At 72.2% G+C, this 24812-nt stretch carries 24 protein-coding genes and 1 riboswitch; of the genes, 13 read left to right on the top strand and 11 right to left on the bottom strand.

Annotation, left to right across the window (positions count from 1 at the left end; genetic code table 11):
* Window positions 1-123 precede the first annotated feature (123 nt).
* The 5 genes from ACGF5O_RS02460 (at window position 124) to ACGF5O_RS02440 (ending at window position 6204) form a co-directional block, all read left to right on the top strand.
* Window positions 124-885, top strand: a complete 762-nt coding sequence (locus ACGF5O_RS02460) for an ATP-binding cassette domain-containing protein (RefSeq protein ID WP_393808060.1) — start codon at window positions 124-126, stop codon at window positions 883-885.
* Entirely contained in the window at window positions 857-2941 is a 2085-nt protein-coding gene (locus ACGF5O_RS02455) for a YhgE/Pip family protein (protein ID WP_393808059.1), read from the top strand. The genes ACGF5O_RS02460 and ACGF5O_RS02455 overlap by 29 nt, the downstream gene beginning before the upstream one ends.
* A gap of 62 nt (window positions 2942-3003) precedes the next feature.
* Window positions 3004-3630, top strand: coding sequence for a TetR/AcrR family transcriptional regulator (locus ACGF5O_RS02450; protein WP_393808058.1), 627 nt, complete (start codon window positions 3004-3006; stop codon window positions 3628-3630).
* 397 nt (window positions 3631-4027) lie between these two features.
* Entirely contained in the window at window positions 4028-4642 is a 615-nt protein-coding gene (locus ACGF5O_RS02445) for a DUF4126 domain-containing protein (RefSeq protein ID WP_393808057.1), read from the top strand.
* Between the two features lie 47 nt (window positions 4643-4689).
* Entirely contained in the window at window positions 4690-6204 is a 1515-nt protein-coding gene (locus ACGF5O_RS02440; protein ID WP_393808056.1) for a phytoene desaturase family protein, read from the top strand.
* Between the two features lie 43 nt (window positions 6205-6247).
* Here the strand turns inward: ACGF5O_RS02440 and ACGF5O_RS02435 are convergent, their stop codons facing one another.
* The 5 genes from ACGF5O_RS02435 to ACGF5O_RS02415 form a co-directional block, all read right to left on the bottom strand.
* Window positions 6248-7270: a hypothetical protein gene (locus tag ACGF5O_RS02435; RefSeq protein WP_393808055.1), complete on the bottom strand. Its 1023-nt coding sequence runs from the start codon at window positions 7268-7270 to the stop codon at window positions 6248-6250.
* A gap of 56 nt (window positions 7271-7326) precedes the next feature.
* Window positions 7327-8250 (bottom strand): methylenetetrahydrofolate reductase [NAD(P)H], encoded by a 924-nt coding sequence (gene metF, locus ACGF5O_RS02430; protein WP_393808054.1) that lies wholly within the window; start codon window positions 8248-8250, stop codon window positions 7327-7329.
* A gap of 154 nt (window positions 8251-8404) precedes the next feature.
* Window positions 8405-9052, bottom strand: coding sequence for a thiamine phosphate synthase (thiE, locus tag ACGF5O_RS02425; protein ID WP_393808053.1), 648 nt, complete (start codon window positions 9050-9052; stop codon window positions 8405-8407).
* A gap of 33 nt (window positions 9053-9085) precedes the next feature.
* Window positions 9086-9451 carry an Rv2175c family DNA-binding protein gene (locus ACGF5O_RS02420; protein WP_362581705.1) on the bottom strand — a complete coding sequence of 122 codons (366 nt, stop codon included), beginning with the start codon at window positions 9449-9451 and terminating at the stop codon, window positions 9086-9088.
* A 108-nt stretch (window positions 9452-9559) separates the two neighbouring features.
* Complete coding sequence (locus tag ACGF5O_RS02415; protein WP_393808052.1) at window positions 9560-10792, bottom strand: NAD(P)/FAD-dependent oxidoreductase; 1233 nt, start codon at window positions 10790-10792, stop codon at window positions 9560-9562.
* A 164-nt stretch (window positions 10793-10956) separates the two neighbouring features.
* Window positions 10957-11068, top strand: a riboswitch (TPP riboswitch).
* Between ACGF5O_RS02415 and thiO the strand changes: the two genes are divergently transcribed.
* From thiO to ACGF5O_RS02390, 5 genes are all read left to right on the top strand, one after another.
* Complete coding sequence (gene thiO, locus ACGF5O_RS02410; protein ID WP_393808051.1) at window positions 11066-12235, top strand: glycine oxidase ThiO; 1170 nt, start codon at window positions 11066-11068, stop codon at window positions 12233-12235. Its footprint overlaps the riboswitch before it by 3 nt.
* The gene (gene thiS / locus ACGF5O_RS02405) at window positions 12232-12444 is read left to right on the top strand and encodes a sulfur carrier protein ThiS (RefSeq protein ID WP_393808050.1); all 213 of its coding nucleotides are present in this window, start codon (window positions 12232-12234) and stop codon (window positions 12442-12444) included. The genes thiO and thiS overlap by 4 nt, the downstream gene beginning before the upstream one ends.
* Window positions 12445-12449: 5 nt before the next feature.
* The gene (locus ACGF5O_RS02400; RefSeq protein WP_393808049.1) at window positions 12450-13244 is read left to right on the top strand and encodes a thiazole synthase; all 795 of its coding nucleotides are present in this window, start codon (window positions 12450-12452) and stop codon (window positions 13242-13244) included.
* 263 nt (window positions 13245-13507) lie between these two features.
* On the top strand, window positions 13508-15466 hold the full coding sequence (pknB, locus tag ACGF5O_RS02395) for a Stk1 family PASTA domain-containing Ser/Thr kinase (RefSeq protein WP_393808048.1): 1959 nt from the start codon (window positions 13508-13510) through the stop codon (window positions 15464-15466).
* Between the two features lie 34 nt (window positions 15467-15500).
* Window positions 15501-16379: a deoxyribonuclease IV gene (locus ACGF5O_RS02390; protein WP_393808047.1), complete on the top strand. Its 879-nt coding sequence runs from the start codon at window positions 15501-15503 to the stop codon at window positions 16377-16379.
* A 19-nt stretch (window positions 16380-16398) separates the two neighbouring features.
* On the opposite strand, the gene ACGF5O_RS02385 is transcribed toward ACGF5O_RS02390, so the two are convergent.
* On the bottom strand, window positions 16399-17031 hold the full coding sequence (locus ACGF5O_RS02385) for a sulfite oxidase-like oxidoreductase (protein WP_393808046.1): 633 nt from the start codon (window positions 17029-17031) through the stop codon (window positions 16399-16401).
* Window positions 17032-17213: 182 nt separating this feature from the next.
* On the opposite strand from ACGF5O_RS02385, the gene bfr reads away from it, so the two are divergent.
* Window positions 17214-17699: a bacterioferritin gene (gene bfr, locus ACGF5O_RS02380; protein ID WP_393808045.1), complete on the top strand. Its 486-nt coding sequence runs from the start codon at window positions 17214-17216 to the stop codon at window positions 17697-17699.
* Between the two features lie 2 nt (window positions 17700-17701).
* Here the strand turns inward: bfr and ACGF5O_RS02375 are convergent, their stop codons facing one another.
* Window positions 17702-17926, bottom strand: a complete 225-nt coding sequence (locus ACGF5O_RS02375; protein WP_393808044.1) for a bacterioferritin-associated ferredoxin — start codon at window positions 17924-17926, stop codon at window positions 17702-17704.
* 155 nt (window positions 17927-18081) lie between these two features.
* On the bottom strand, window positions 18082-19434 hold the full coding sequence (locus tag ACGF5O_RS02370) for a class II 3-deoxy-7-phosphoheptulonate synthase (protein WP_393808043.1): 1353 nt from the start codon (window positions 19432-19434) through the stop codon (window positions 18082-18084).
* Window positions 19435-19540: 106 nt separating this feature from the next.
* Here ACGF5O_RS02370 and ACGF5O_RS02365 point away from each other — a divergent pair, with 106 nt between their 5' ends.
* Window positions 19541-19597 carry a trp operon leader peptide gene (locus ACGF5O_RS02365; protein ID WP_071659820.1) on the top strand — a complete coding sequence of 19 codons (57 nt, stop codon included), beginning with the start codon at window positions 19541-19543 and terminating at the stop codon, window positions 19595-19597.
* A gap of 99 nt (window positions 19598-19696) precedes the next feature.
* The gene (locus ACGF5O_RS02360; RefSeq protein WP_393808042.1) at window positions 19697-21562 is read left to right on the top strand and encodes an anthranilate synthase family protein; all 1866 of its coding nucleotides are present in this window, start codon (window positions 19697-19699) and stop codon (window positions 21560-21562) included.
* 159 nt (window positions 21563-21721) lie between these two features.
* Here ACGF5O_RS02360 and ACGF5O_RS02355 read toward each other — a convergent pair whose 3' ends face one another.
* The 3 genes from ACGF5O_RS02355 to macS all read right to left on the bottom strand — a co-directional run bounded on the left by ACGF5O_RS02355 (window position 21722) and on the right by macS (window position 24785).
* Window positions 21722-22750 (bottom strand): 6-phosphofructokinase, encoded by a 1029-nt coding sequence (locus tag ACGF5O_RS02355; protein ID WP_362581727.1) that lies wholly within the window; start codon window positions 22748-22750, stop codon window positions 21722-21724.
* A gap of 161 nt (window positions 22751-22911) precedes the next feature.
* The gene (locus ACGF5O_RS02350; protein ID WP_393808041.1) at window positions 22912-23574 is read right to left on the bottom strand and encodes a response regulator; all 663 of its coding nucleotides are present in this window, start codon (window positions 23572-23574) and stop codon (window positions 22912-22914) included.
* Window positions 23571-24785, bottom strand: a complete 1215-nt coding sequence (macS, locus tag ACGF5O_RS02345) for a MacS family sensor histidine kinase (RefSeq protein WP_393808040.1) — start codon at window positions 24783-24785, stop codon at window positions 23571-23573. The genes ACGF5O_RS02350 and macS overlap by 4 nt, the downstream gene beginning before the upstream one ends.
* Between the last annotated feature and the right edge of the window lie 27 nt (window positions 24786-24812).

Genomic DNA, 24812 nt, shown 5'->3' with positions numbered 1-24812 from the left:
CACTGACAATCCGTTCTGACCTGGACTTTTGCTTCGATCGTAGGTTCGGAGTAGCTTTTGCACTGACCAGTCAGTTCAAAAAGTTCCGCGAAAAAAGTTGGAAGAAAGAGCAGGGGGGAACCTGTGCACGGCGTACCTGTCACGGCCGAGCGCCTCGGGCTCAAGGGCCCGCGGGGCTGGGCGTTCCGGGGGATCTCCCTGGACGCCGGGCCCGGCGCGCTGATCGCGGTGGAGGGGCCGTCCGGCTCCGGCCGCACCTGTCTGCTGCTCGCGCTCACCGGCCGGATGAAGGCCACCGAGGGCACCGCGACCGTCGGCGCGGCCCGGCTGCCGAAACAGCTGTCGGCGGTGCGCCGGATCAGCGCGGTGGCCAACGTGGCCGGGGTCACCGACCTCGAACCCGCCCTGACCGTCGGCGAGCACCTGCGCGAACGGGCCCTGCTGCAGCGCCGGTTCGGCGACTCCCTGCGCGCACTGCTGCGTCCGCGCGCGGAGCGCGGGGCGCGGGCCCGGCAGCGGATCGACGACGCCCTGGCCGCGGCCGGGCTCGACCCGGAGTCGCTGCCCAAGGGCGCCCGGACCGCCGTACGGGATCTGGAGCGGATCGAGGCGCTGCGGCTGTCCGTGGCGCTGGCGCTGGTCGGGAAGCCGCGGCTGCTGGCCGTGGACGACGCGGACCTGAAGCTGTCGGAGTCCGAACGGGCCCAGGTGCGGGCGCTGTTGGCGTCGATCGCCGAGGCCGGGACGACGGTGGTGGCGGTGTGCGGACGGGCGATGGCGGGGGCCGTCGTCGTACGCACCGGGACCGCGGCGGCAGCGGAGGAAGACGAGTCAGAGGAAGAGAAGGGGGTTGGCGATGCGCTCGCCACGACTGGCCGCGCTTGAGCTCAGGCGCTTCGGACGGGGCCGGCTGCCGCGCGCGGCCCTGGTGGCCCTGCTGGTGCTGCCGCTGCTGTACGGCGCGCTGTACCTGTGGTCGTTCTGGGATCCCTACGGCCGCCTCGACCGCATCCCCGTGGCGCTCGTGAACGACGACAAGGGGGCGACCGCGAGCGGCAGCAGGCTCACCGCGGGCGACGACCTCGTGGCCGGGCTGAAGGACAGCGGGACCTTCGACTGGCAGGAGGTGAGTGCCGCCGAGGCCCGCAGGGGCGTCGAGAACGGCACGTACTACCTGTCGCTGACCATGCCCGCCGACTTCAGCGCGCGCATCGCCTCCAGCGCGGGCGACTCGCCGGAGACCGGCGCGCTCCAGGTGCGTACGAACGACGCGAACAACTACATCGTCGGGCAGATCTCCCGCACGGTCTTCAACGAGGTGCGCTCGGCGGCCTCCACCAAGGCGTCCCGCTCCTTCCTGGACCGGATCTTCATCTCGTTCGCCGACATCCACGGGCAGACCGTGAAGGCCGCCGAGGGCGCCGACACCCTGGCCGGCGGCATCGGGAAGGCCGAGAAGGGGTCGAAGGACCTCGCGGACGGCCTGACGGACGCCAGGACCGGCAGCGCGAAGCTCGCCAAGGGGATCAAGAAGCTGGACGCGGGCGCCGGTACGCTGGCCGACGGCTCGCGGCAGGTCGCGGACGGCACCCAGGCCCTGGCGGACCGGGTCGACGGGGTCTACGGCAAGGTCGGCCCGTACCTGGCGGAGAACGAGAAGACCATCGGTGACACCGCCCGGCTGGTCGCCGACTCGGCAGGGACCGTCCGGGACAACCTGGGCGTCCTGGTGAAGACGGCTCCGGCGGCCGGCAGGACCGCCCACGCGGCGGCCGACACGCTGGACCAGGTCTACGCCGCGCGCTGCTCGGCGGACCTGCTGACCGACCCGGTCTGCCCCGACCTGAAGAAGGCCAGGGACGCGGCCGACGACGTGGCCGCCGTCGCCGACGACCTGAACACGCTGATCGCCGACCAGAACGGCGACCTGAAGACGCTCGACGAGAACCTCGGCACGCTCCAGACCCAGGCGCGGGCCCTCGCCGACCGCGCCCCGCACCTCTCCGAGGACGTCGCCGACGCCGTCAGGAAGATCGACAGGCTGAACGACGGCGCGGCCCGGGTCGCCGCGGGCGCCGCGAAGCTGCACACCGGACTCGGCACCGCCACCGCCGGCGCCACCGGCCTCGACAGCGGCCTCGGCAGGCTGGAGTCCGGCGCCTACGACCTCAACGGCGGGATGTACAAGCTCGCCGACGGGTCCGACACGCTCGCCGGCGGCCTGCACGACGGCGCGGCGAAGATCCCCGACTACGACAAGCAGGACCGTGACGAACGCACCGGAGTGATGTCCGACCCGGTCCGGCTCGCCTCGCACGACCTGCACAAGGCGCCCAACTACGGCACCGGGTTCGCCCCGTACTTCATCCCGCTCTCCCTGTGGGTCGGCGCGATGGTGGCCTACATGCTGATCCAGCCGCTCAACCGGCGTGCCCTGGCGGCCGGTTCGGCGGCCTGGCGGATCGCGCTGGCGGGCTGGCTGCCGGTGGCCGCGGTCGGGGTGCTGCAGACGTCCGCCCTGATGGCCGTACTGCACTGGGCGATCGGGCTGCAGATGGTCCGCGCGGCCGGGACGGTCGGGTTCCTGTTCCTGGTGGCGGCCTGTTTCGCGGCGATCGTGCAGTGGCTGAACGCGCGCTTCGGGGCGGCGGGACGGATCCTGGTCCTCGCCCTGCTGATGCTCCAGCTGACGTCGGCGGGCGGCACGTATCCCGTGCAGACCAGTCCGGGCTTCTTCAACGCGATCCACCCGTTCCTCCCGATGAGCTACGTCGTGGCGGCGCTGCGGCGGCTGATCACGGGCGGCGGTCTGGGGCCGGTGTGGCAGGCCTGCGCCGTCCTGGTGGCGTTCACGGCGGGTGCCCTGGCGCTCACCGCCGTCTCCGCCCGGCGCCGCCAGGTGTGGACGCTGGACCGGCTGCATCCTGAACTGAGCCTGTGAGGACCTCCATGACCTCCTCTTCCGTGCCCGCGGGGGCCGCCGTTCCTGTGAGAATCGGGACCATGGAAAGCAGCAGCGCCACGGGCGGCAGCACACGCCGTGAGGCCACCCGGCAGAAGCTCTACGAGGCCGCCGTCACGCTCATCGCCGAGCAGGGCTTCTCGGCCACCACGGTGGACGAGATCGCCGAACGGGCAGGCGTCGCGAAGGGCACGGTCTACTACAACTTCGCGAGCAAGTCGGTCCTCTTCGAGGAGTTGCTGCGGCACGGCGTGGGCCTGCTCACCGCCTCCCTCAGGGATGCCGCCGAGCGGACCGCGCGGGAGGGCGGCAGCCGGGTCGACGCGCTGGACGCGATGGTCCGCGCGGGCCTGGTCTTCATCGACCGCTACCCGGCCTTCACGCAGCTCTACGTCGCGGAGCTGTGGCGCACCAACCGGGCCTGGCAGTCGACGCTGATGGTGGTCAGGCAGCAGGCCGTCGCGGTCGTCGAGGGGGTGCTGCGCGAGGGGGTGGAGAACGGCGAGTTCAGCGAGGAGATCGACGTCCAGCTGACGGCTGCCGCGCTGGTCGGGATGGTGCTGGTGGCGGCCCTGGACTGGCAGTCCTTCCAGCCGGAGCGCTCCCTGGACGACGTCCACGCGGCGCTGTCCCGGCTCCTGCAGGGGCGGGTGAGCGGGAAGGGCTGAGCCCTTCCCGGACCGGTTCGCACGCCCACGCGCGCGTGGGCGTGCGAAAGCGCCGGCCGCCGACGGCCGCGTCCCCCGCGGGCCGCCGTCGGACCGGCGCCTTCCGTGCACCCCCGTGTTCCCCCGGTTTCCCGCTGTTCCCCCGGGTCCCCTCTCCCCCGTGTCTCGCTTCCGCCGACGCGAATCGGCGGAAGGAGCGGTCAAGGGCGAGGGTGCCGTTCCGCCGCCCCGTGTCGGCGGTACCGGACCCCGCGCCCCTTTCCGTGTCCCCACTCTCTCGTTCCCGCAGGTCGCGGCCCATCCGTCCGCGTACTCAACTGGGTCCCTGGGTAGACGTACTCAGGTCTGCGCACCGACGCCCAGGACGCGCGGCCCCGGACTGGTTACGATCGCGTCCGTGTCGGTACTCCCCTTGGTCTTCACCAGCGGCTGGGCCAGCGGAATCAACGCCTACGCGGTGGTGCTGCTGCTCGGTCTCTTCGGCGCGACGGGCCTGAGCGACGACGTCCCCGAGACGCTCCAGCGCCCCGAGGTGCTGATCGTCGCGGGCGTGCTGTTCCTGTGCGAGGCGGTCGCCGACAAGATCCCGTACGTCGACTCGGTGTGGGACTCCGTGCACACGGTGATCCGGCCGGTGGCGGGCGCCTGGGTCGGCGCGCTGCTCGCCGGGCACAGCGGCTCGGTCAACGACGTGGTGGCCGGGCTGGTCGGCGGTTCCACGGCCCTGGCCAGCCACACCGTGAAGGCCGGGACCCGGATGGCGGTCAACACCTCGCCGGAGCCGTTCAGCAACATCGTGCTGAGCTTCGCCGAGGATCTCGGGGTCGCCGGGATCGTGTCGTTCGCGATGTTCCACCCGCTCGCCGCGGCGGTCGTCGCGGCGGTGCTGCTGGCGACCGGCCTGATCGTGCTGGTGTTCCTGATCTCCCGGATCCGGCGGTTCCGGCGCCGCCGGGCCCAGCGCCGGGAGGAACGGCGGCTGGCCGCGCACCTGCCCCCGCCACCGGGCTGACGGCCCGCCGGACCGCGCTGTCGGTGGCGGTCGATAAAGTCGCGGGCATGGGACGGATTGCGGTGATCGGCGCCGGGATGGGCGCCATGGCGGCGGCTGCCCGGCTGGCCGTCGCGGGCCACCGGGTGACGGTGTACGAGCGCACGGAGACGTACGGCGGCGAGGTGCGCCGGTTCGAGCGCGACGGGTTCGCCTTCGACACCGGCCCCGGTCTGCTGCCGCTGCCCGCCGTGTACCGGGATCTGTTCGTCAAGACCGGCAAGGAGCCGCTGGAGGAGTGCGTCGAGCTGGTCCAGGTGGACCCGTCGGCCCGGCACGTCTTCGCGGACGGCACCGAGGTGTCCCTGCCGAACGCGTCCCGCGCGGGCGTCGTCGCCGCCCTGGACGAGGCCCTCGGCGCCGGCGCCGGGCAGCGCTGGGGAGACTTCCTGGTGCGGGCCCGGGAGGCCTGGGACCGCACCCGGCGCCCGCTCCTGGAGGAGCCGCTGTGGCCGAACTGGCAGGTGCTGGCCGAGCGCGAGCCGTACCCGTCGGTCCCGCACAAGAAGCTGCTGCGCACGCGCCGGGCGGCCACGCTCGCGGAGATCGGCGCCTGGGAGCTGCGCGACGAGCGGCTGGCCGCGCTTCTGAACAGCCACGCGATCGGTTACGGCCTCAACCCCCGGGACACTCCGGCGAGCGCGGCCGTACTGCCGTATCTGGAGCACGCCTTCGGCATCTGGTACGTGCGCGGCGGCATACGGGAGTTGGCGCGCGCGGTGTACGAGCGGTGCGTGCAGCGGCGGGTCGAGTTCGTCTTCGGGGCGGAGGTCACCGGGATCCTGGCGGAGGACGGCCGGGCGGTGGGGGTGGAGCTGGCCGACGGCCGGGCGGTCGACGCGGACCATGTGGTGGCCGGCGTGGATCCGGTGCGCCTCAACGCCCTCACCCGGTCGACGGGTTGGCAACTGGACGCGGACGGTGACGTACGGGCCGACGCGGCGGTGGCGCGCCCGGGCCGGTTCAGCGTGCTGCTCGCGCTCCGGGGCGGCCCGGAGGCCGGTGCGGTGCACCGCACGGTCGTGCACGCGCCGGACGACCAGACCGAGCTGGACCTGCTGACCGCACCCGGCGGCGACCGGCCGGTGCGCCCCACCGTCACGGTCCTGCGTCCCGGCGACCCGGCGCTCAGACCGGACGAGAACCACGAGTCCGTGGTGCTGTCGGCGGTCCTGTCGACCGAGGCCGACTGGGAGAAGGAGAGTACGGCCCTCGCCTACACGGACTTCCTGCTCGAAGCCGCCGAGGCCGCCGTGCCGGGGCTGCGGGAGCGCCTGCTCTGGCACGAGACACGGGCGCCGGAACAGGTGACGGACGCGCAGGGGTTCGGGGAGATCTCCGCACCGGCCCTGGCCGCCGGCCGGGGCCGCTTCCTGCACCCGGCCAACACGACCCGGGTGCCGGGCCTGTACCGGGTGGGCGACTGGTCCCACCCCGGTGGCGGGCTTCCGCACGCGGGCATGTCGGGGGCGCTGGTGGCCGGGCTGATCGTGGAGGGGCCGGAGTTCCGCGGCTCGCAGTGAGACGCGGTGCCGCCAGGACGGCTCAGAACACCGTCAGGACGGTTCAGAAACGGTACTGCTCGTCGTACCCGTTGCCCTGGTGGCCCTGCTGCTGCCCCTGCCCGTCGCCCTGGCCCTGGTAGGGGTACTGCTGCTCCTGCGGGAGTTCGCCGCCGTAGGTCTCGTCGGCGCGCTGCTGCGGGACCCAGACACCACCCGCCGGGGTCTCGCCGTAGCCGCCGGTGCCGGTGCCGGTGCCGTACTGGCCCTGGGCGTAGCCCTGCTGGTCGTACTGCTGGGTGCCGTACGACGACTGGTCGTACCCGGCTCCGCCGTAGGTCTGGTTGCCGATGTACGGGTCGGAGTAGTTGGCGTACTGCTGCTGGCCGCCGCTCGTGTCGTAGCCGTACTGCTGCTGGCCGTAGCCGGAGTAGTCGTAGGCGTAGTTCTGGTCGGTGCCCTGGGCGGCGTACCCCTGGTCCTGGGCGGCGGCCGCGTAGGCGGCCTGCTGGTCGCCGGTCGCGGCGTAACCGGTGTCGCGGTAGACGCCGTAGGAGCCGGTGTCGTCGGGCATCGGCTGCGGCTCGTACACCGCGGTCGCCTCGGCCGCGCCGGGCTCCATGGTGCGGGCCGCCGGGGTGAACACGTCGTCGCGGTCGTACTCGTCACCGCCGTAGGACGGATCGCCGCCGCCCGGGGCCGCGGCGTAGGCGCCCTGCTGCTCGGCGTAGGCGGCGTCGGCCGCGTCCGGGTCGGTGGCCTCCAGGCCCGGGTCCTCGTCCGGCTCGCCGCGGCGGCGCTTGGTCAGGCCGCCGCCCTCACCGTCCGCACCGGGGCGCTTGACCGCCCAGCCGGCCTCGAAGCCGCGGCGGAAGGACAGCGTGACGTAGGTCTGGCCGACCGCGAAGGCGATCGCGCCCACACCGATCACGACGACCGACGGGATCAGGACACCGAAGACGACGCCGAGGAAGCCCACGAAGGCGAGCAGCCGCCAGCGCAGCCGCGCCTTGTACTGCAGCAGTACCTCGCCGAGCAACCACAGCGCGACGATGCCGAACGCTACGTAGAGGACCGTCCAGCCCATGTACGCCCCTCTCCCTGTGACCGCTACGCAGTGTGTCGTACTCCGGTGCGGCCGGTCTAGGCCCGCGGGGGATGGTGCAGGCCCAGGTTCTCGTAGATTTCCAGCGTCGCCGTGGAGTTGTTGAGCGTGATGAAGTGCAGTCCTGGCACTCCCTCGGCCAGCAGCCGCGCGCAGAACTCCGTGGCGTGTTCGATGCCAATGGAGCGTACCGCCGCCGGATCCTCTTTTGCTGTGAGGATCCGCTCTTTCAGGGCGTCCGGGAAGGCCGCGTTGCTGAGTTTGGGCAGCCGTTCCAGCATCTTCACACTGGTGACGGGCAGGATTTCCGGAATCACCGGCGTCTCGCAACCGGCCGCGGCGACCCGGTCACGAAGGCGAAGATACGACTCGGGCTCGAAGAACATCTGCGTGATGGCGTAGTCGGCGCCCGCGCGGCACTTGTCGACGAAGTGCCGGACGTCGGTGTCCCAGTCGCTGGAGCGCGGGTGCATCTCCGGGAAGGCGGCGACGCCCACGCAGAAGTCGCCCGACTCCTTGATGAGGCGGACGAGTTCGGCCGCGTAGGTCAGCCCCTGCGGGTGCGCCACCCAGTCCCCCATCGGGTCGCCGGGCGGGTCGCCGCGCACGGCGAGCATGTTGCGGATCCCGGCGTCCGCGTACTGGCCGATGATGTTGCGCAGTTCGGCGAGCGAGTGGTCGACCGCAGTGAGGTGGGCGACCGGGGTGAGCGTGGTGTCCGCGACGATCTGCTCGGTCTCCCTGACCGTGCCGGCGCGGGTGGAACCGCCGGCGCCGTAGGTCACGGAGACGAAGTCGGGGGCGACCGCCTCGACCCGCCGGAGCGCACTCCACAGGTTCCGCTCACCCTTGGGGGTCTTCGGCGCCGAGAACTCGAACGAGTACGTGGTCTTGCCGGTGGCGAGCATGTCGCGCACGGTGCGTGCGCGGTCAGTCCTGGTGGATGCGGTTCCAAGGGCCATACCCGCAGGTTAGTCAGGGGCGGCCGGTCACCCAACCGCAGTCGGGACATTTGCCCGAATTGTCGACATCTGGTGGACCTCGTGTCCGGATACTGGACAAGTTTCCGGACAGCCGGCCACCACACTGCGGCTGCGGATACGGCTGCCGCTGCGGCTACAGCGCCCGCAGTCGCTTCGCGAACTCGGCCGCCGCCGCGCCCGGGTCGTCGGCGGCGGTGAGCGCGCGGACGACGACCACCCGGCGGGCGCCCGCGTCCAGCACCTGGTCGAGGTTGCCGAGGTCGATGCCGCCGATCGCGAACCAGGGGCGGTCGGTGCCCAGGGCGGCGGTGTACCGCACCAGGCCGAGGCCGGGGGCGGGGCGACCGGGCTTGGTGGGGGTGGGCCAGCAGGGGCCGGTGCAGAAGTAGTCCACGCCGTCCTGCACGGCGGCCTCGGCGGCCTCGGACTCGGCGTGCGTGGAGCGGCCGATCAGGACGTCCGGGCCGAGGATCGCCCGGGCGGCCGGGACCGGCAGGTCGCCCTGGCCGAGGTGGAGCACGTCGGCGCCGGCCGCGTGCGCCACGTCGGCGCGGTCGTTGACCGCGAGCAGCTTGCCGTGCCGGGCGCAGGCGTCGGCGACCACGGCGAGGTGCTCCAGCTCCTCGGCGGCCTCCATGCCCTTGTCACGCAGCTGCACGATGTCGACACCGCCCGCCAGGACCGCGTCCAGGAACTCCGTGAGGTCGCCCTGCTCCTTACGGGCGTCCGTGCACAGGTAGAGGCGGGCGTCGGCCAGCTGGGCGCGGGCGGTGTCGGTCATCGGTGGTCCCCCGTGGTGTCGGTACTGGCTGCCTCAGACGGCGAGCGCCTGGGCGCGGCGCTTCACCTCCGTGCCGCGATTCTCGCTGAGCGCCTGCGCGGGGGTGCCGGGCAGGGTCTCGTCGGGAGTGAAAAGCCACTCCAGCATCTCTTCGTCGCTGAAGCCGTCGTCCCGCAGGAGCGTCAGGGTCCCGGACAGGCCCTTGACGACCTTGTCGCCGTCGATGAAGGCGGCGGGGACGTGCAGCGCCCTGTTCTCACCGCGGCGGACGGCGATGAGCTGGCCCTCCTTGACCAGCTGCCGCACGCGCGTCACCTCGACGTCCATCATCTCTGCGATGTCGGGGACGGTGAGCCAGGCGGGGACGAGAGCATCGATCTTCGTGTCAATCTCGGTCACGGGGTCAAGGGTAGGCGCTTTGGCGGTTCGGCCGCGATGGGTGGGTGTTCGGGTGCGGCATCGTGGGGGCTGGTCGCGCAGTTCCCCGCGCCCCTTACGGGGCTCTGTTCAGCCGTCCGTTGCATCCTTCAAGGGACGTCCGGGGTCCGCCAATGCCTCGGCGTCCATATGGCGCCCCGCCTCGATCAGGCGGCGGCCCTGGGCCAGGTCGCGGGGGCGGCCTACCGCCAGCAGGGCGACCAGGCGGGTTTCGCTCAGCCAGCAGACGCTCCAGGACGGGCCGGCCGGGTCGCCGCGCCACACCAGCCGGTCGGCCGCGGCGTGATGGCCCGCGTACTGCACGAAGCGGCCGAACTGTTCGGACCAGAAGTACGGCACCGGGTCGTAGACGGCGTCGGTCTCGCCGAGGATGTTGGCGGCGACCGTGCGCGGGCCCTGGAGGGCGTTGTCCCAGTGGTGGATCAGCAGGCGCTCGCCGTAGCGGCCGGACGGGAAGGACGCGCAGTCGCCGACGGCGTAGACGTCGGGGACGTTGGTGCGCAGGCGGTCGTCGGCGAGCACCTCGCGGTGTGCGCCCAGCTCGATGCCGGAGCCGGCCAGCCAGGCGGTGGCGGGGCGGGCGCCGATGCCGACCACGACGGCGCCCGCGGGCAGCCGCGAGCCGTCGTCGAGCACCACCGCGCCGGGTTCGACGCCCGCCACGCGCGCGTGCGTGCGCAGGTCGGTGCCGCTGTCCGCGTACCAGGCGGCCATCGGCGCGGCGACCTCGGCGGGGAGCGCTCCCGCGAGCGGGCGGTCGGCCGCCTCGACCACGGTGACCGCGCAGCCGGCCTCGCGGGCCGCGGTGGCGAACTCGGCGCCGATCCAGCCGGCGCCGACGACCACGATGTCGTGCTGCCGGGCGAGCACGGGCCGCAGCCGCTCGGCGTCGTCCAGGGTGCGCAGCAGATGGACGCCGGGCACACCCTCGGTGCCGGGCAGCGTGATCGGTTCGGCGCCGGTGGCGAGGACCAGGACGTCGTAGGGCACCGGTCCGGTCTCGGTGTCCAGCTCGCGGTCGGCGGTGCGCACGCCCAGTGCCTCGCGACCGAGCGCCAGCTCGATGCCGAGCGCCTCGAAGTCGACCTCGAAGGCGGAGCCCTCCGACTTGCCGAGCAGCACGGCCTTGGAGAGCGGCGGCCGGTCGTACGGCTGGTGCGGCTCGGCGCCGATCAGCGTGACGCTCCCGGTGAACCCCTGGTCGCGCAGGGCGACGGCGGTCTGCACCCCGGCCATGCCCGCGCCCACGACGACCACGCGCCGCGTCTGTGACGTGCTCCGTCGCTGCGTCTGCTCGCTCACGTGATCACCATAGACAAGAACGATAGACAACTGACAATGAGTCAGTCAGGGGCGCGGCGGGTGACCTGTTCCACAGCGTCGGCCGCCGCACGCTCGGCTGCGCTGTCCACAGCGCCGGCCGAGGCCGTCTTACAAGGGCCGAGCCCCGCGGGCTAGGGTGGCGGGGAAGCACACGCGGGAGCCCGGACGCACCGGGCTGAGAGGGAGGCTGGCGGCCTCCGACCGTACGAACCTGATCCGGGTCATGCCGGCGAAGGGAGGGGCTGGACGCCCATGTCCTCACGTACGTCCGACGTCCTCGTCATCGGGGGCGGCATCATCGGCCTGGTCACGGCCTGGCGGGCGGCCCAGCGCGGGCTCGCCGTCGCGGTGGTCGACCCCGCGCCGGGCGGCGGGGCCGCGCAGGTCGCGGCCGGGATGCTGGCCGCCGTCACCGAGCTGCACTACGGCGAGCAGACCCTGCTGGGGCTCAACCTGGCCTCCGCCCGCCGCTATCCCGCCTTCGCCGCCGAGCTGACCGAGCTCACCGGCCACGACCTCGGCTACCGGCGGTGCGGCACCCTCGCGGTCGCGCTGGACGCCGACGACCGCGCCCATCTGCGCGAGCTGCACGCCCTCCAGCAGCAGTCGGGCCTGGAGTCCGAGTGGCTGTCCGGGCGGGAGTGCCGGCGGCTCGAGCCGATGCTCGCGCCCGGTGTGCGCGGCGGGCTGCGGGTCGACGGCGACCACCAGATCGACCCGCGCCGGCTCTCGGCCGCGCTGCTGACCGCGTGCGAGCGGGCCGGGGTGGTGTTCCACCGGGACTGGGCCGAGCGCCTGGAGGTGGCGCGGGAGCGGGCCACCGGTGTCCGCACCCGCGCGGGTGACACGTGGGGCGCCGGGCAGGTGGTGCTCGCCGGCGGAAGCCTGAGCGGGCGGCTCGCGGGCGTGCCCGCCGACGTGCTGCCGCCGGTGCGGCCGGTGAAGGGGCAGGTGCTGCGGCTGACCGTGCCCGCCCCGTACGCGCCGTTCCTCAGCCGGACCGTACGGGCCGTGGTGCGCGGCGGGAACGTCTACCTGGTGCCCCGGGAGAACGGCGAACTGGTGGTCGGCGCGACCAGCGAGGAGCTGGGCTGGGACACGGCGGTCACCGCGGGCGGCGTGTACGAGCTGCTGCGCGACGCGCACGAGCTGGTGCCCGGGATCACCGAGCTCCCCCTGACCGAGACCCGGGCCGGACTGCGCCCCGGCTCCCCCGACAACGCGCCGCTGCTCGGGCCGACCCGCCTCGACGGACTGCTGCTGGCCACCGGCCACTACCGCAACGGGGTGCTGCTCACGCCGGTCACCGGAGACGTGATGGCGGAGCTGCTGACCGGCGGCGAGCTGCCGGCGGAGGCCCGTCCGTTCACACCGAGGCGCTTCGGCCCGGTTTCCGACGTACTCGTGGAGCAGACCGCATGAACATCTCCGTCACCATCTCCGTCAACGGGGAGCGCCGGGAGATCGCCCCGGGCACCGCTCTCGACGCGCTCGTACGGTCCCTCACGGCCGCGCCCTCCGGGGTGGCCGCGGCCGTCAACGAGACCGTCGTACCGCGCGGGCAGTGGGCGACGACCGGGCTCGCCGACGGCGACCGGGTGGAAGTCCTGACCGCCGTGCAGGGAGGCTGAGCGCCATGGCCGACGATCCGTTCGTCCTCGGGGGTACGACGTTCTCCTCCCGGTTGATCATGGGTACCGGGGGTGCGCCCAGCCTGGAGGTGCTGGAGCGGGCGCTCGTCGCGTCCGGGACCGAGCTGACCACGGTCGCGATGCGCCGGGTGGACCCGGGGGTACGAGGGTCGGTGCTGTCGGTGCTCGACCGGCTCGGGATCCGGGTGCTGCCGAACACCGCGGGCTGCTACACGGCCGGGGAGGCCGTACTGACGGCCCGGCTGGCGCGGGAGGCGCTGGGGACCGACCTGGTCAAGCTGGAGGTCATCGCCGACGAGCGGACGCTGCTGCCGGACCCGGTCGAGACGCTGGACGCGGCGGAGACGCTGGTCGACGACGGGTTCACGGTGCTGCCGTACACGAACGACGATCCTGTCCTCGCCCGGAAGCTGGAGGACGTGGGGTGCGCCGCGGTGATGCCGCTCGGGTCGCCGATCGGGTCGGGGCTCGGGATCCGCAACCCGCACAACTTCCAGCTGATCGTCGAGCAGGCGCGTGTGCCGGTGATCCTGGACGCGGGGGCCGGTACGGCGTCGGACGTGGTGCTGGCGATGGAGCTGGGGTGTGCCGGGGTGATGCTGGCGTCGGCGGTGACGCGGGCCCAGGATCCCGAGCGGATGGCTCACGCCATGCGGGCCGGGGTGGAGGCGGGGCGGCTGGCCCGGCTGGCGGGGCGGATTCCCCGCCGGTACCTCGCGGAGGCGTCCTCTCCTGCGGAGGGCCTGGCCGTGCTGGACCCCGAGCGCCCTGCGTTCTGAACGCCGGACCGCTCCCGTGCTCGCCCACCCGCGCACCGCCCGAAACCGTTCGCTGGAAGGCCGGGCTCCCCCGTGGGGGCTGAGCACCGTCGGCGGCTGCCGGAAGGGGGAGAAAGCATGCCCGGGGGCCGGGCGTCGTCGGCGGCTGCCGGGCGGTGGGGATGTATTCCAGCCAGGTGCAAAGCGTCACAGGTGCGCTGCAGTCACCCGGGGAAAGCGGTCTCACCTGTGGGGGTGTCAGCCGGTGCTCGTACACTCGCTGGGTGGATACGACCCTTCAGGACCCCCTTGTCGGGCAGGTGCTCGACGGCCGGTATCGCGTCGACGCGCGGATCGCCGTCGGCGGGATGGCCACGGTCTACCGGGCCCTGGACGTCCGGCTGGACCGTGTGCTCGCGCTGAAGGTGATGCACCCGGCGCTCGCCGCCGACGTCTCCTTCGTCGAGCGGTTCATCCGGGAGGCCAAGTCGGTCGCCCGGCTGGCCCACCCGAACGTGGTCCAGGTCTACGACCAGGGGGCCGACCGGTCGTACGTGTATCTCGCCATGGAGTACGTCGCCGGCTGCACCCTGCGTGACGTGCTGCGCGAGCGCGGCGCGCTGCAGCCGCGGGCCGCGCTGGGCATCCTGGAGCCGGTGCTGGCCGCGCTGGGCGCCGCGCACCGGGCCGGGTTCGTGCACCGGGACATGAAGCCCGAGAACGTGTTGATAGGGGACGACGGGCGGGTCAAGGTCGCGGACTTCGGGCTGGTGCGGTCCGTGGACTCCGTCACCAGTACGACCGGTGCCGTGCTCGGCACCCTGTCGTACCTGGCGCCCGAGCAGGTCGAGAACGGGACCGCCGATCCGCGGGTCGACGTCTACGCGTGCGGTGTCGTGCTGTACGAGATGCTCACCGGGGAGAAGCCGCACGACGCGGACTCGGCCGCGGTGATCCTCTACAAGCATCTGCACGAGGACGTGCCGGCGCCGTCCGCCGTCGTGCCGGGGCTCGCCCGCGAGCTGGACGAGCTGGTCGCCCTCGGGACCGCCCGCAACCCCGCGGTCCGGCCGTACGACGCCGTCGCGCTGCTCGCCCTGCTGCGGGAGGCGCGGAGCAGGCTCGGCGCCGAGCAGCTGGACGCCGTACCGCCGCAGGCGCTGGCGGAGGCGCACGACATCGCCGAGGACCGGACCAGTGTCATACCCCGGTCGCTGACCGTGCCCCGGCCGCTGCCCGTCAACGAGGAGGACGAGGGGGTGCTGCGGACCAGCAGGTTCGAGGCGCCGCCCGCCCCCACGCTCGGGTTCGCTCGCGCGGGGGCACCCCCGTCCGACCGGCGGCGCGGGGGCCGTCGGTCCCGGCGCGGGCTGCTGACGCTGGTCGTCGCCGTACTGATCGTCCTTGGCGCGGGCGCCGGCGTCTGGTACATCAACTCCGGGCAGTTCACCAAGGTCCCGCCGCTGCTGTCGAAGACCGAGGCCCAGGCCACCGCGCGGCTGAAGGAGGCCGGGCTCGACGTCGGGTCGGTCGAGCACGCCTACAGCGACACGGTGAAGCGGGGCACGGTGATCAGCACCGACCCGGCGGCCGGCAAGCGCATCCGCAGCAACGACTCGGTGGCGCTCACCGTCTCGGACGGCCCCGAGACGGTGACCGTGCCGGACGTGCAGGGGCGGACGGTGGCCAGGGCCAGGCTGCTGCTCACGGCGGACGGGCTGGAACCGGGCATGGTGACCCGGGAGTTCAGCGAGGACGTGGCCAAGGGGACGGTCATCTCAACCGATCCGGGGGCGGGGACCAAGCGGCACGCGGGGACCGCCATCGCGCTCGTCGTCAGCAAGGGCGCCCCGGTCGACGTCCCGGACGTCACCGGCGACGGCCTGGACGACGCCCGGCAGGAGCTCCAGGAGGCCGGGCTGAAGGTGACGGTGTCCGCCACCGAGGTCAACTCCGAGTACGACCAGGGGCAGGTCGCCCGGCAGACCCCGGCCGGTGACGCGCAGGCCGCCGAGGGCGACACCGTGACGCTGACGCTGTCCAAGGGCCCGGAGCTGGTCGAGGTGCCGAGCGTGGTCGGGGCCACCGTGGACGACGCGACCAAGCTGCTGGAGCAGTCCGGCTTCCAGGTCAAGGAGGACCGCGGGCTGCTCGGGCTGTTCGGCAACACCGTGCGGAAGCAGTCGGTGGACGCCGGCGAGCAGGCGCCCAAGGGGTCGACGATCACGATCACCATCCGCTGACCGGGCGCGGGCGGCGCCGTGACACCCTTGACGGGTGAAGAGTCAGCAGTCAGGTCCCGCCCGCAACCCCGTCGGCGGCCACGTCCCGGTGGCCGGCGGTCTGCACTCCGTGGGGCTGTCCTACGCCCGTGAGCTGAAGGCCGAGACCGTGCAGGTCTTCGTCGCCAACCCGCGCGGCTGGGCCACCCCGGCGGGCAACCCCAAGCAGGACGAGGCGTTCCGCGCGGCCTGCGCGGAGGAGTCGATCCCGGCGTACGTGCACGCCCCGTACCTGATCAACTTCGGCTCGCACACCGAGGCGACCGTGGAGAAGTCGGTGGAGTCGCTGCGGCACTCGCTGCGGCGCGGCCGGGAGATCGGGGCGCTGGGGGTCGTCGTGCACACCGGCAGCGCGACCGGCGGACGGGCCCGGGACGTGGCGCTGAAGCAGGTGCGGGCGCGTCTGCTGCCGCTGCTCGACGAGCTGACCCACGACGACGACCCGTTCCTGCTGCTGGAGTCCACCGCCGGACAGGGCGCCTCGCTCTGCTCGCGGACCTGGGACTTCGGCCCGTACTTCGAGGCGCTGGACGCCCATCCGAAGCTGGGCGTCTGCCTGGACACCTGCCACGTCTTCGCCGCCGGGCACGACCTGACCGGGACGAGCGGGATGCACCGGACGCTGGACCTTCTCGTGTCGACGGTCGGCGAGGGGCGGCTGAAGCTGATCCACGCCAACGACTCGAAGGACGTGGTGGGCGCGCACAAGGACCGGCACGAGAACATCGGCTCCGGGCACATCGGCGAGGACCCGTTCCGTGCGCTGATGACGCACCCGGCGACCGCGGGCGTGCCGCTGGTCATCGAGACGCCCGGCGGCCCGGAGGGGCACGCGGCCGACGTCGAGCGCCTCAAGCGGCTCCGGGAGAGCTGAGCCGGGCCGTCGGCGCGGCTCAGAGTTCCGGGCCGTCCCCCGGTCCCTCCTGGTAGGAGAAGCGCTGTTCCTTCCAGGGGTCGCCGATGTTGTGGTAGCCGCGCTCCTCCCAGAAGCCTCGGCGGTCGGCGGTCATGTACTCGATGCCGCGGACCCACTTGGGGCCCTTCCAGGCATACAGGTGGGGGACGACCAGGCGGACCGGGAACCCGTGCTCGGCGGTGAGCAGTTCACCGTCCTTGTGGGTGGCGAAGAGGGTGCGCTCGGCGGCGAAGTCCGCGAGGCGCAGGTTGGAGCTGAAGCCGTACTCCGCCCAGACCATCACATGGGTGACATCGGGGGCGGGCGGCGCGAGTTCCAGGACGGTCCGGGCCGGGATCCCGCCCCACTCCGCGCCGAGCATGCTGAACTTCGTCACGCAGTGCAGGTCGGCGACCACGGTGGCGTACGGCAGGGCGGTGAACTGCTCGTGGTTCCAGACGTGCGCGTCCCCGTCGGCGGTGGCGCCGAAGATCCGGAACTCCCAGCGCTCGGGCCGGAACTTGGGCACCGGGCCGTAGTGGGTGACCGGCCAGCCGCGCTGCAGTCGCTGTCCCGGCGGAAGCCCGGCTCCCGCGGTTTCCCGAGACGCGCGTTCCACCGGATGACCCATGCCTTCCATCCTGACAGACCAGGGGCGGTGCATCTGACCAGGCAGACCGCCCACCGATCGGCAAATCGGGCAACTGGCGTCAAGTATGCACTTACTTACTAAGTCAACACTTACTGGACGATCTTCTACGCCGGTGCAATCATGCGCCGCAAACACCCCAGTCCGTGGAAGGAGCCTCTGCGATGCAGGGCGACCCCGAGGTCATCGAATTCCTCAACGAGCAGCTCACCGGTGAGCTCACCGCGATCAACCAGTACTTCCTGCACGCGAAGATGCAGGAGAACTTCGGCTGGTACAAGCTCGCGAAGTACACCCGGCACGAGTCGTTCGACGAGATGAAGCACGCCGAGGTGCTCACCGACCGGATCCTGTTCCTGGAGGGGCTGCCCAACTACCAGCGGCTGTTCCACGTCCGCGTGGGGCAGACCGTCAAGGAGATGTTCGAGGCCGACCGGCAGGTCGAGGTGGAGGCGATCGACCGCCTCAAGCGCGGGATCAAGATGATGCGCGAGAAGGGCGACGTCACGTCCGCGAACATCTTCGAGGACATCCTGGCCGACGAGGAACAGCACATCGACTACCTCGACACCCAGCTGGAACTGGTGGAGAAGCTCGGCGAGGCGCTCTACATCGCGCAGATCATCGAGCAGCCGGAGAGCAGCAGCTGAGGCTAGGCCGCCTCGTCCAGTTCGGAGAGCACCGGGCGGCCCTGGTCCGCCAGGTCGCGGCGCGGGCAGTTGCCGCGGCCGAGGATCGCCTGGATGCGGCGGACGCACGAACCGCAGTCCGTGCCCGCCTTGCAGGCGGACGCTATCTGGCGGGGGGTGCAGGCGCCGTCCTCCGCGTGCTGCTTGACCTGCGCCTCGGTCACCCCGAAGCAGCTGCAGACGTACACGCGGATTCACCTCCCGCCGGGATCGATCAGTGTGCCGCCCCGATGACCGGTGAGGCAAACCTAACCTTACCCATCACCCGGCGAGCGCAAAAGTGGGGTGGGGCGCGGATCGCATGTGATCCGCGCCCCACCCCCCTGTGAAACCCGAGTCCGCCCTACTGGTCGCGGTACATCTCCGCGACGAGGAACGCCAGGTCCAGGGACTGGCTGCGGTTCAGCCGCGGGTCGCAGGCCGTCTCGTAGCGCTGGTGCAGGTCGTCGACGAAGATCTCGTCGCCGCCGCCCACGCACTCGGTGACGTCGTCGCCGGTGAGCTCCACGTGGATGCCGCCCGGGTGGGTGCCGAGCGCCTTGTGGACCTCGAAGAAGCCCTTGACCTCGTCGAGCACGTCGTCGAAGCGGCGGGTCTTGTGGCCCGAGGCCGCCTCGAAGGTGTTGCCGTGCATCGGGTCGGTCACCCAGGCCACGGTGGCGCCCGAGGCGGTGACCTTCTCGACCAGCTCGGGGAGCTTGTCGCGGACCTTGTCGGCGCCCATCCGGACGACGAAGGTCAGCCGGCCGGGCTCGCGGTCCGGGTCGAGGCGGTCGATGTACTTCAGCGCGTCCTCGGCGGTCGTCGTCGGGCCGAGCTTGAGACCGATCGGGTTGCGGATCTTCGAGGCGAACTCGATGTGCGCCCCGTCCAGCTGCCGGGTGCGCTCACCGATCCACACCATGTGCGCGGAGACGTCGTACAGCTTGCCGGTGCGCGAGTCGACCCTGGTCAGGGCGGACTCGTAGTCGAGCAGCAGCGCCTCGTGCGAGGAGAAGAACTCGACCGTCTTGAACTCCTCGGGCTCCGCACCGCAGGCCTGCATGAAGTTCAGCGCGTTGTCGATCTCGCGGGCCAGCTGCTCGTAGCGCTGGCCGGACGGCGAGGACTTCACGAAGTCCTGGTTCCAGGCGTGCACCTGGCGCAGGTCGGCGTAGCCGCCGGTGGTGAAGGCGCGCACCAGGTTCAGCGTCGAGGCGGAGGCGTTGTACATCCGCTTCAGCCGCTCGGGGTCCGGGATGCGGGCCTTCTCGTCGAAGTCGAAGCCGTTGACCGAGTCGCCGCGGTACGTCGGCAGGGTCACGCCGTTGCGGGTCTCGGTCCCCTTGGAGCGCGGCTTGCTGTACTGGCCGGCGATCCGCCCCACCTTCACCACGGGCACCGACGCCGCGTACGTCAGTACGGCACCCATCTGGAGGAGGGTCTTGAGCTTGTTGCGGATGTGGTCGGCGGACACCGCGTCGAAGGCCTCGGCGCAGTCGCCGCCCTGGAGCAGGAACGCCTCGCCCTTGGCGACGGCCGCCATCCGGGCGCGCAGCTGGTCGCACTCGCCCGCGAAGACGAGCGGCGGATACGACTCCAGCTCCGCAACGACGGTGCGCAGAGCCTCGGGGTCGGGGTACTCGGGCTGCTGCGCCGCGGGCAGGTTTCGCCAGGTGTTGCCAGCACCGAGGCTGGTCTTAGCGTTCACGGTCACCTCGTAAACATTACGGGGTCGTGTCGCCATGTTTTCCTCCCGCTCGACTGGTGAGACAGAGTGATTGTCCTGTGGACAGGGCGCTCGGTGGGGTAGGGTTTCGCGCATGTTCGCGCATTCGACCCAGAACTGGTGGTGGACCGCTTCTCCGGCGGCCCACTGACTGCGCGTACGCAAGACTTCGCGAAGGCCGCCCGGAGGGGCGGCCTTCGGTGTTTCCGGGGCCGTTCCTCCCTCACCAGTCTCACCAGGCAGAGGAACCATGGACCTGACCCAGCTGCTCCACGACGACCGTCCCTTCGCCCTGCTCCGCCGCCGCACCCCCGGCCACGACGGGAACACGGTGGAACTCCTGCTCGGCCCGGTCACCGCCCGCGACCGGCTCGCCGACCTGCCCGGGGAGGGGCTGGCGCTGGTCCCGTACCGGCAGATCCGGGAGCGGGGGTTCGACGTGCGGGACGACGGGACACCGCTGCTGGTCCTGACCCCGACGGTGGTATGTCACATTCCACTCGACGAGGCCCTCGCCGCCCTCCCCTCCCACCACGTCCGCGTCGAGTCCGGCGCCTTCGACGTCGACGACGACGCCTACGCGGAGATCGTCGACCGGGTGCTGCGCGAGGAGATCGGCCGCGGCGAGGGCGCGAACTTCGTGATCCGACGGACGTACGAGGGCGACATCCCGGGCTTCGGGCGCGCCGACGCGCTGGCGCTGTTCCGCCGGCTCCTTGAGGGCGAACGGGGCGCGTACTGGACGTTCGTGGTGCACACCGGGGACCGGACGCTGGTCGGCGCCAGTCCGGAGGTGCACGTGCGGATGTCCGGCGGCACGGTGGTGATGAACCCGATCAGCGGCACGTACCGCTACCCGGCCGAGGGCCCCACCCCCGAACACCTGCTCGACTTCCTCGCCGACGGCAAGGAGATCGAGGAGCTGTCGATGGTCGTCGACGAGGAGCTCAAGATGATGTGCACGGTGGGCGACATGGGCGGTGTCGTCGTCGGGCCCCGGCTGAAGGAGATGGCGCACCTCGCGCACACCGAGTACGAGCTGCGCGGCCGGTCCTCGCTGGACGTGCGGGAGGTGCTGCGGGAGACCATGTTCGCGGCGACCGTGACCGGCTCCCCGGTGCAGAACGCCTGCCGGGTGATCGAGCGGCACGAGGTGGGCGGGCGCGGCTACTACGCGGGTGCGCTGGCGCTGCTCGGCCGCGACTCCGGCGGCGCCCAGACCCTCGACTCCCCCATCCTGATCCGCACCGCGGACATCGACGCGGACGGCCGGCTGCGGGTCCCCGTCGGCGCCACCCTGGTACGCGGCTCGGACCCGGTGGGCGAGGTCGCCGAGACGCACGCCAAGGTGGCGGGGGTGCTGGCCGCCCTCGGGGTACGGCCGGCCCGGCCGCGCGTGGAACGGACGGGGCCGCGGCTTGCCGACGACCCCCGGGTGCGGGCCGCGCTGGACGGGCGGCGGGCCTCCCTGGCGCCGTTCTGGCTGCGGATGCAGGAGCGGACCGGGGAACTGTCCGGGCACGCGCTCGTGGTCGACGGCGAGGACACGTTCACGGCGATGCTCGCGCACGTGCTGCGGGCCGGCGGGCTCGACGTCAGCGTCCGGCGCTACGACGAGCCGGGGCTGCGGGCGGCCGTGCGCGCGCACGAGGGTCCGGTGGTGCTGGGCCCCGGGCCCGGCGACCCGTCCGACCTGCATGATCCGAAGATGCGGTTCCTGCGGGAGCTGACGGCGACCGTGATCCGCGAGCACCAGCACGGGGTGCTGGGCGTCTGCCTCGGGCACGAGCTGATCGCGGCGGAGCTGGGGCTGGAGATCGTCCGCAAGGAGGTCCCCTACCAGGGGGCGCAGACGACCGTGGACCTGTTCGGGCGGCCGGAGACGGTCGGCTTCTACAACAGCTTCGTGGCCCGCTGCGACGAGGAGGCGGCGCGGGAGCTGGCGGCGCACGGGGTGGAGGTGAGCCGGGCGGAGAACGGTGAGGTGCATGCCTTGCGGGGGCCCGGGTTCGCCGGGGTGCAGTTCCATCCGGAGTCGGTGCTCACGTTGAACGGGGCCGCGGTGGTGCGGGAGCTGGTGGGGCAGTTGCGCGGTACCGGAACCGTCCAGGCTTGAGTTTCGGGTGCGGGCGCGTGGGGGCTGGTCGCGCAGTTCCCCGCGCCCCTCAGGTGTCTCGCCTCAGCCGTTGCGTAAAAGCTCGGCCTTGTAGAGGGCGCCACTGCGCGCCGTCACGGTGGCCGTGGCGGCGCGCGAGCCGGGCAGGGGGTCCGGGGGTCAGCCGAAGAAGACCCCGACCTCCTCGTACAGCTTCACGTCCACGGTCTTGAGCTTGGCCGTGGCCTCGGCGATCGGGACGCGGACGATGTCGGTGCCGCGCAGGGCGACCATCTTGCCGAAGTCGCCGTCGCGGACGGCGTCGACCGCGTGCAGGCCGAAGCGGGTGGCGAGCCAGCGGTCGAAGGCGCTGGGCGTACCGCCGCGCTGGATGTGCCCGAGGACGGTGGTCCGGGCCTCCTTGCCGGTGCGCTTCTCGATCTCCTTGGCCAGCCACTCGCCGACCCCGGAGAGCCGGACGTGCCCGAAGGAGTCCAGCGTGCCGTCCTTGAGGACCATCTCGCCGTCCTTGGGCATGGCGCCCTCGGCGACGACCACGATCGGGGCGTAGGACGCCTTGAAGCGGGAGGTGACCCAGGCGCACACCTGGTCGACGTCGAAGCGCTGTTCCGGGATGAGGATGACGTTGGCGCCGCCGGCGAGTCCGGAGTGGATGGCGATCCAGCCGGCGTGCCGGCCCATCACCTCGCAGACCAGGACCCGCATGTGGGACTCGGCGGTGGTGTGCAGCCGGTCGATGGCCTCGGTGGCGATGCCGACGGCGGTGTCGAAGCCGAAGGTGTAGTCGGTGGCGGACAGGTCGTTGTCGATGGTCTTCGGGACGCCGACGACGGGCACGCCGTACTCGTCGGTGAGGCGGGCGGCGACGCCGAGGGTGTCCTCGCCGCCGATCGCGATCAGCGCGTCGACCTCCAGCTTGGCGAGGTTGTCCTTGATCCGGCGGATGCCGTTCTCCTGCTTGAGCGGATTGGTCCGCGAGGAGCCGAGGATGGTGCCGCCACGGGGCAGGATGCCGCGTACGGCGGGGATGTCGAGGCGGACGGTGTCGCCTTCGAGGGGTCCGCGCCAGCCGTCCCGGAAGCCGACGAAGTCGTAGCCGTACTCCTGCACGCCCTTGCGGACGACGCCCCGGATGACGGCGTTGAGCCCGGGGCAGTCGCCGCCTCCGGTCAGTACTCCGACCCGCATGGAAATGTCCCTTCGCCGCGGTTGCCTGGTGGGACTCACGCTAATGGTGATCCAGCTCACACAGGGATGGGCGCGGAAGGGCAATTCCGGTGAATTGTCAGGCGGTTGGTTTACGGCCGCCCGAAGATCAGATCAGATCAGTCGTCGGATCGGCCGTCGGCTCAGTCGTCGTCGAGGCCGGCCTCTATCGCGTACCGCACCAGCTCCACCCTGTTGTGCAGCTGGAGTTTGCCGAGGGTGTTCTGGACGTGGTTCTGGACCGTGCGGTGGGAGATGACCAGGCGTTCGGCGATCTGCTTGTAGCTCAGGCCCTTGGCGACCAGGCGCAGCACCTCCGTCTCGCGGTCGGTGAGCCGGGGCGCGTCGGGCCGGTCGGCGTCGGCCTCCGGGGCGGGTTCGGAGGCCAGCCGGCGGTACTCGCCGAGGACCAGACCGGCGAGGCCGGGCGTGAACACCGGGTCGCCGACGGCGGTACGGCGGACCGCGTCAAGGAGCTCCTCCGTGGAAGCCGACTTCAGCAGATAGCCGGTCGCGCCGGACTTCACGGCCTCCAGGACGTCCGCGTGCTCCCCGCTCGCGGAGAGGACCAGGACCCGCAACGCCGGGTTGTGGCCGACGAGTTCCTTGCAGACCTGGACGCCCGGCTTGGCCGGCAGGTTGAGGTCCAGGACGAGGACGTCGGGCGCGGCGGCCTTGGCGCGGCGCACCGCCTGCTCGCCGTCGCCCGCGGTGGCGACCACCTCGAAACCGGACTCGGCCAGGTCACGGGCGACCGCGTCCCGCCACATCGGGTGGTCGTCGACCACCATGACCTTGATGCTCATCGCCGCTCCGCCTTCCCCGGGGAGACCTTCGGTACCTTCAGCTCTACTTCCGTGCCCTGCCCGGGAGTCGAGAACAGCTCGGCGCTGCCGCCGAGGTCGCGCAGCCGCCCCCGGATCGACTGGGCCACCCCGAGCCGCCCTTCGCCCTCGGCCTGGGCGAGCCTGCCCTCCGGAATGCCGGGGCCGTCGTCCCGTACGGTCACCACGACCTCGCCGGGCTCGTCCTCGACCAGGATCCAGGCCCGGGCCGCCTCGCCCGCGTGCCTGCGCACATTGTCCAGGGCGGCCCCGACGGCGGCGGCCAACTCGCGTGCGGCGCACGGCGGCAGCTCCACCGGGGCGCCCGGCTCGGCGAGGCTGACCCGGGACCCGGCGTACCGCGAGAGCAGCGTGCGCAGGTCCACGGGACCGCCGTCGTCCGGTTCCTCGACCAGGCGTACGACCGCGCCCTCGGCCTCGTCCTCCGAGAGCCGCGAGGGCGGCACCAGGCCGCCGGAGACCAGCGTCCGCAGGGCCACCTCCTGCTCGCCGGCCAGCCGCCCCAGTTCGCCCGCCTCGCCGCCGAGGACCGCGCCGCGCCGCTGCACCATGGCGAGCACCTGGAGCACGCCGTCGTGGATGTCCCGGGCGAGCCGCTCCCGTTCCCGGGTCGCCGCCTCGATCTCCAGGGCGCGGGCGAGGGTGCGCTCGGAGGCGCGGGCGACCTCGACGACGTACCCGATGGCGATGGAGGCGACCCAGACCAGGATCACGTTGTGGACGGTGTCGCGGGCCGGGTGGCCGCGCTCGATCAGGTTGGCGGCGGCCACCGGTGTGGAGGCGAACGCGGCCCAGCGCCAGCCGCCCTTGAGGGCGTAGGCGAGGACCGAGCCGGCGGTCCAGATCGACGGCAGGGTAGGGCCGCCCCGGTCGATGTGGCCCTGGGTGACCACCCAGGGGGTCAGCACGATGCCGGTGAGCGCGACGGCGAGGTCGACGGCGAGGAAGCGCTTGGTGCAGGCCGCCGCGTTCTGTACGCGGGGCAGGGTCGCCAGGGTCCAGACGGTCAGGACGGCGTAGTAGGCGATGGCGACGCCCGCGCGGTCGTAGTCGTCGTAGGCCGTGGCGAACAGGCCGATCGCGTACAGCAGGGTCAGTACGCGGTAGCCGGTGAGGGCACGCCACAGCGGCTGCTCGACCGACATCCGTATGACGCGTTCCCGCTTGCTCATGTCCCCCAGTCCCCCTGCCACTCCCCG

Source organism: Streptomyces sp. NPDC048291, from assembly GCF_043201715.1.
In the GTDB taxonomy this organism is placed as follows: Bacteria; Actinomycetota; Actinomycetes; order Streptomycetales; family Streptomycetaceae; genus Streptomyces.
The sequence above is the reverse complement of the archived record's forward strand: the minus strand, read 5'-3'. Positions and strand labels throughout refer to the sequence as shown.

Excerpts from the sequence above, each read along its gene's own strand:
- ACGF5O_RS02455 (WP_393808059.1), top strand. The coding sequence starts at position 857 with ATGCGCTCGCCACGACTGGCCGCGCTTGAGCTCAGGCGCTTCGGACGG.
- ACGF5O_RS02450 (WP_393808058.1), top strand. The coding sequence starts at position 3,004 with ATGGAAAGCAGCAGCGCCACGGGCGGCAGCACACGCCGTGAGGCCACC.
- ACGF5O_RS02440 (WP_393808056.1), top strand. The coding sequence starts at position 4,690 with ATGGGACGGATTGCGGTGATCGGCGCCGGGATGGGCGCCATGGCGGCG.
- ACGF5O_RS02435 (WP_393808055.1), bottom strand. The coding sequence starts at position 7,270 with ATGGGCTGGACGGTCCTCTACGTAGCGTTCGGCATCGTCGCGCTGTGG.
- metF (WP_393808054.1), bottom strand. The coding sequence starts at position 8,250 with ATGGCCCTTGGAACCGCATCCACCAGGACTGACCGCGCACGCACCGTG.
- thiE (WP_393808053.1), bottom strand. The coding sequence starts at position 9,052 with ATGACCGACACCGCCCGCGCCCAGCTGGCCGACGCCCGCCTCTACCTG.
- thiO (WP_393808051.1), top strand. The coding sequence starts at position 11,066 with ATGTCCTCACGTACGTCCGACGTCCTCGTCATCGGGGGCGGCATCATC.
- thiS (WP_393808050.1), top strand. The coding sequence starts at position 12,232 with ATGAACATCTCCGTCACCATCTCCGTCAACGGGGAGCGCCGGGAGATC.
- ACGF5O_RS02400 (WP_393808049.1), top strand. The coding sequence starts at position 12,450 with ATGGCCGACGATCCGTTCGTCCTCGGGGGTACGACGTTCTCCTCCCGG.
- ACGF5O_RS02385 (WP_393808046.1), bottom strand. The coding sequence starts at position 17,031 with ATGGGTCATCCGGTGGAACGCGCGTCTCGGGAAACCGCGGGAGCCGGG.
- bfr (WP_393808045.1), top strand. The coding sequence starts at position 17,214 with ATGCAGGGCGACCCCGAGGTCATCGAATTCCTCAACGAGCAGCTCACC.
- ACGF5O_RS02360 (WP_393808042.1), top strand. The coding sequence starts at position 19,697 with ATGGACCTGACCCAGCTGCTCCACGACGACCGTCCCTTCGCCCTGCTC.
- ACGF5O_RS02355 (WP_362581727.1), bottom strand. The coding sequence starts at position 22,750 with ATGCGGGTCGGAGTACTGACCGGAGGCGGCGACTGCCCCGGGCTCAAC.
- ACGF5O_RS02350 (WP_393808041.1), bottom strand. The coding sequence starts at position 23,574 with ATGAGCATCAAGGTCATGGTGGTCGACGACCACCCGATGTGGCGGGAC.
- macS (WP_393808040.1), bottom strand. The coding sequence starts at position 24,785 with ATGAGCAAGCGGGAACGCGTCATACGGATGTCGGTCGAGCAGCCGCTG.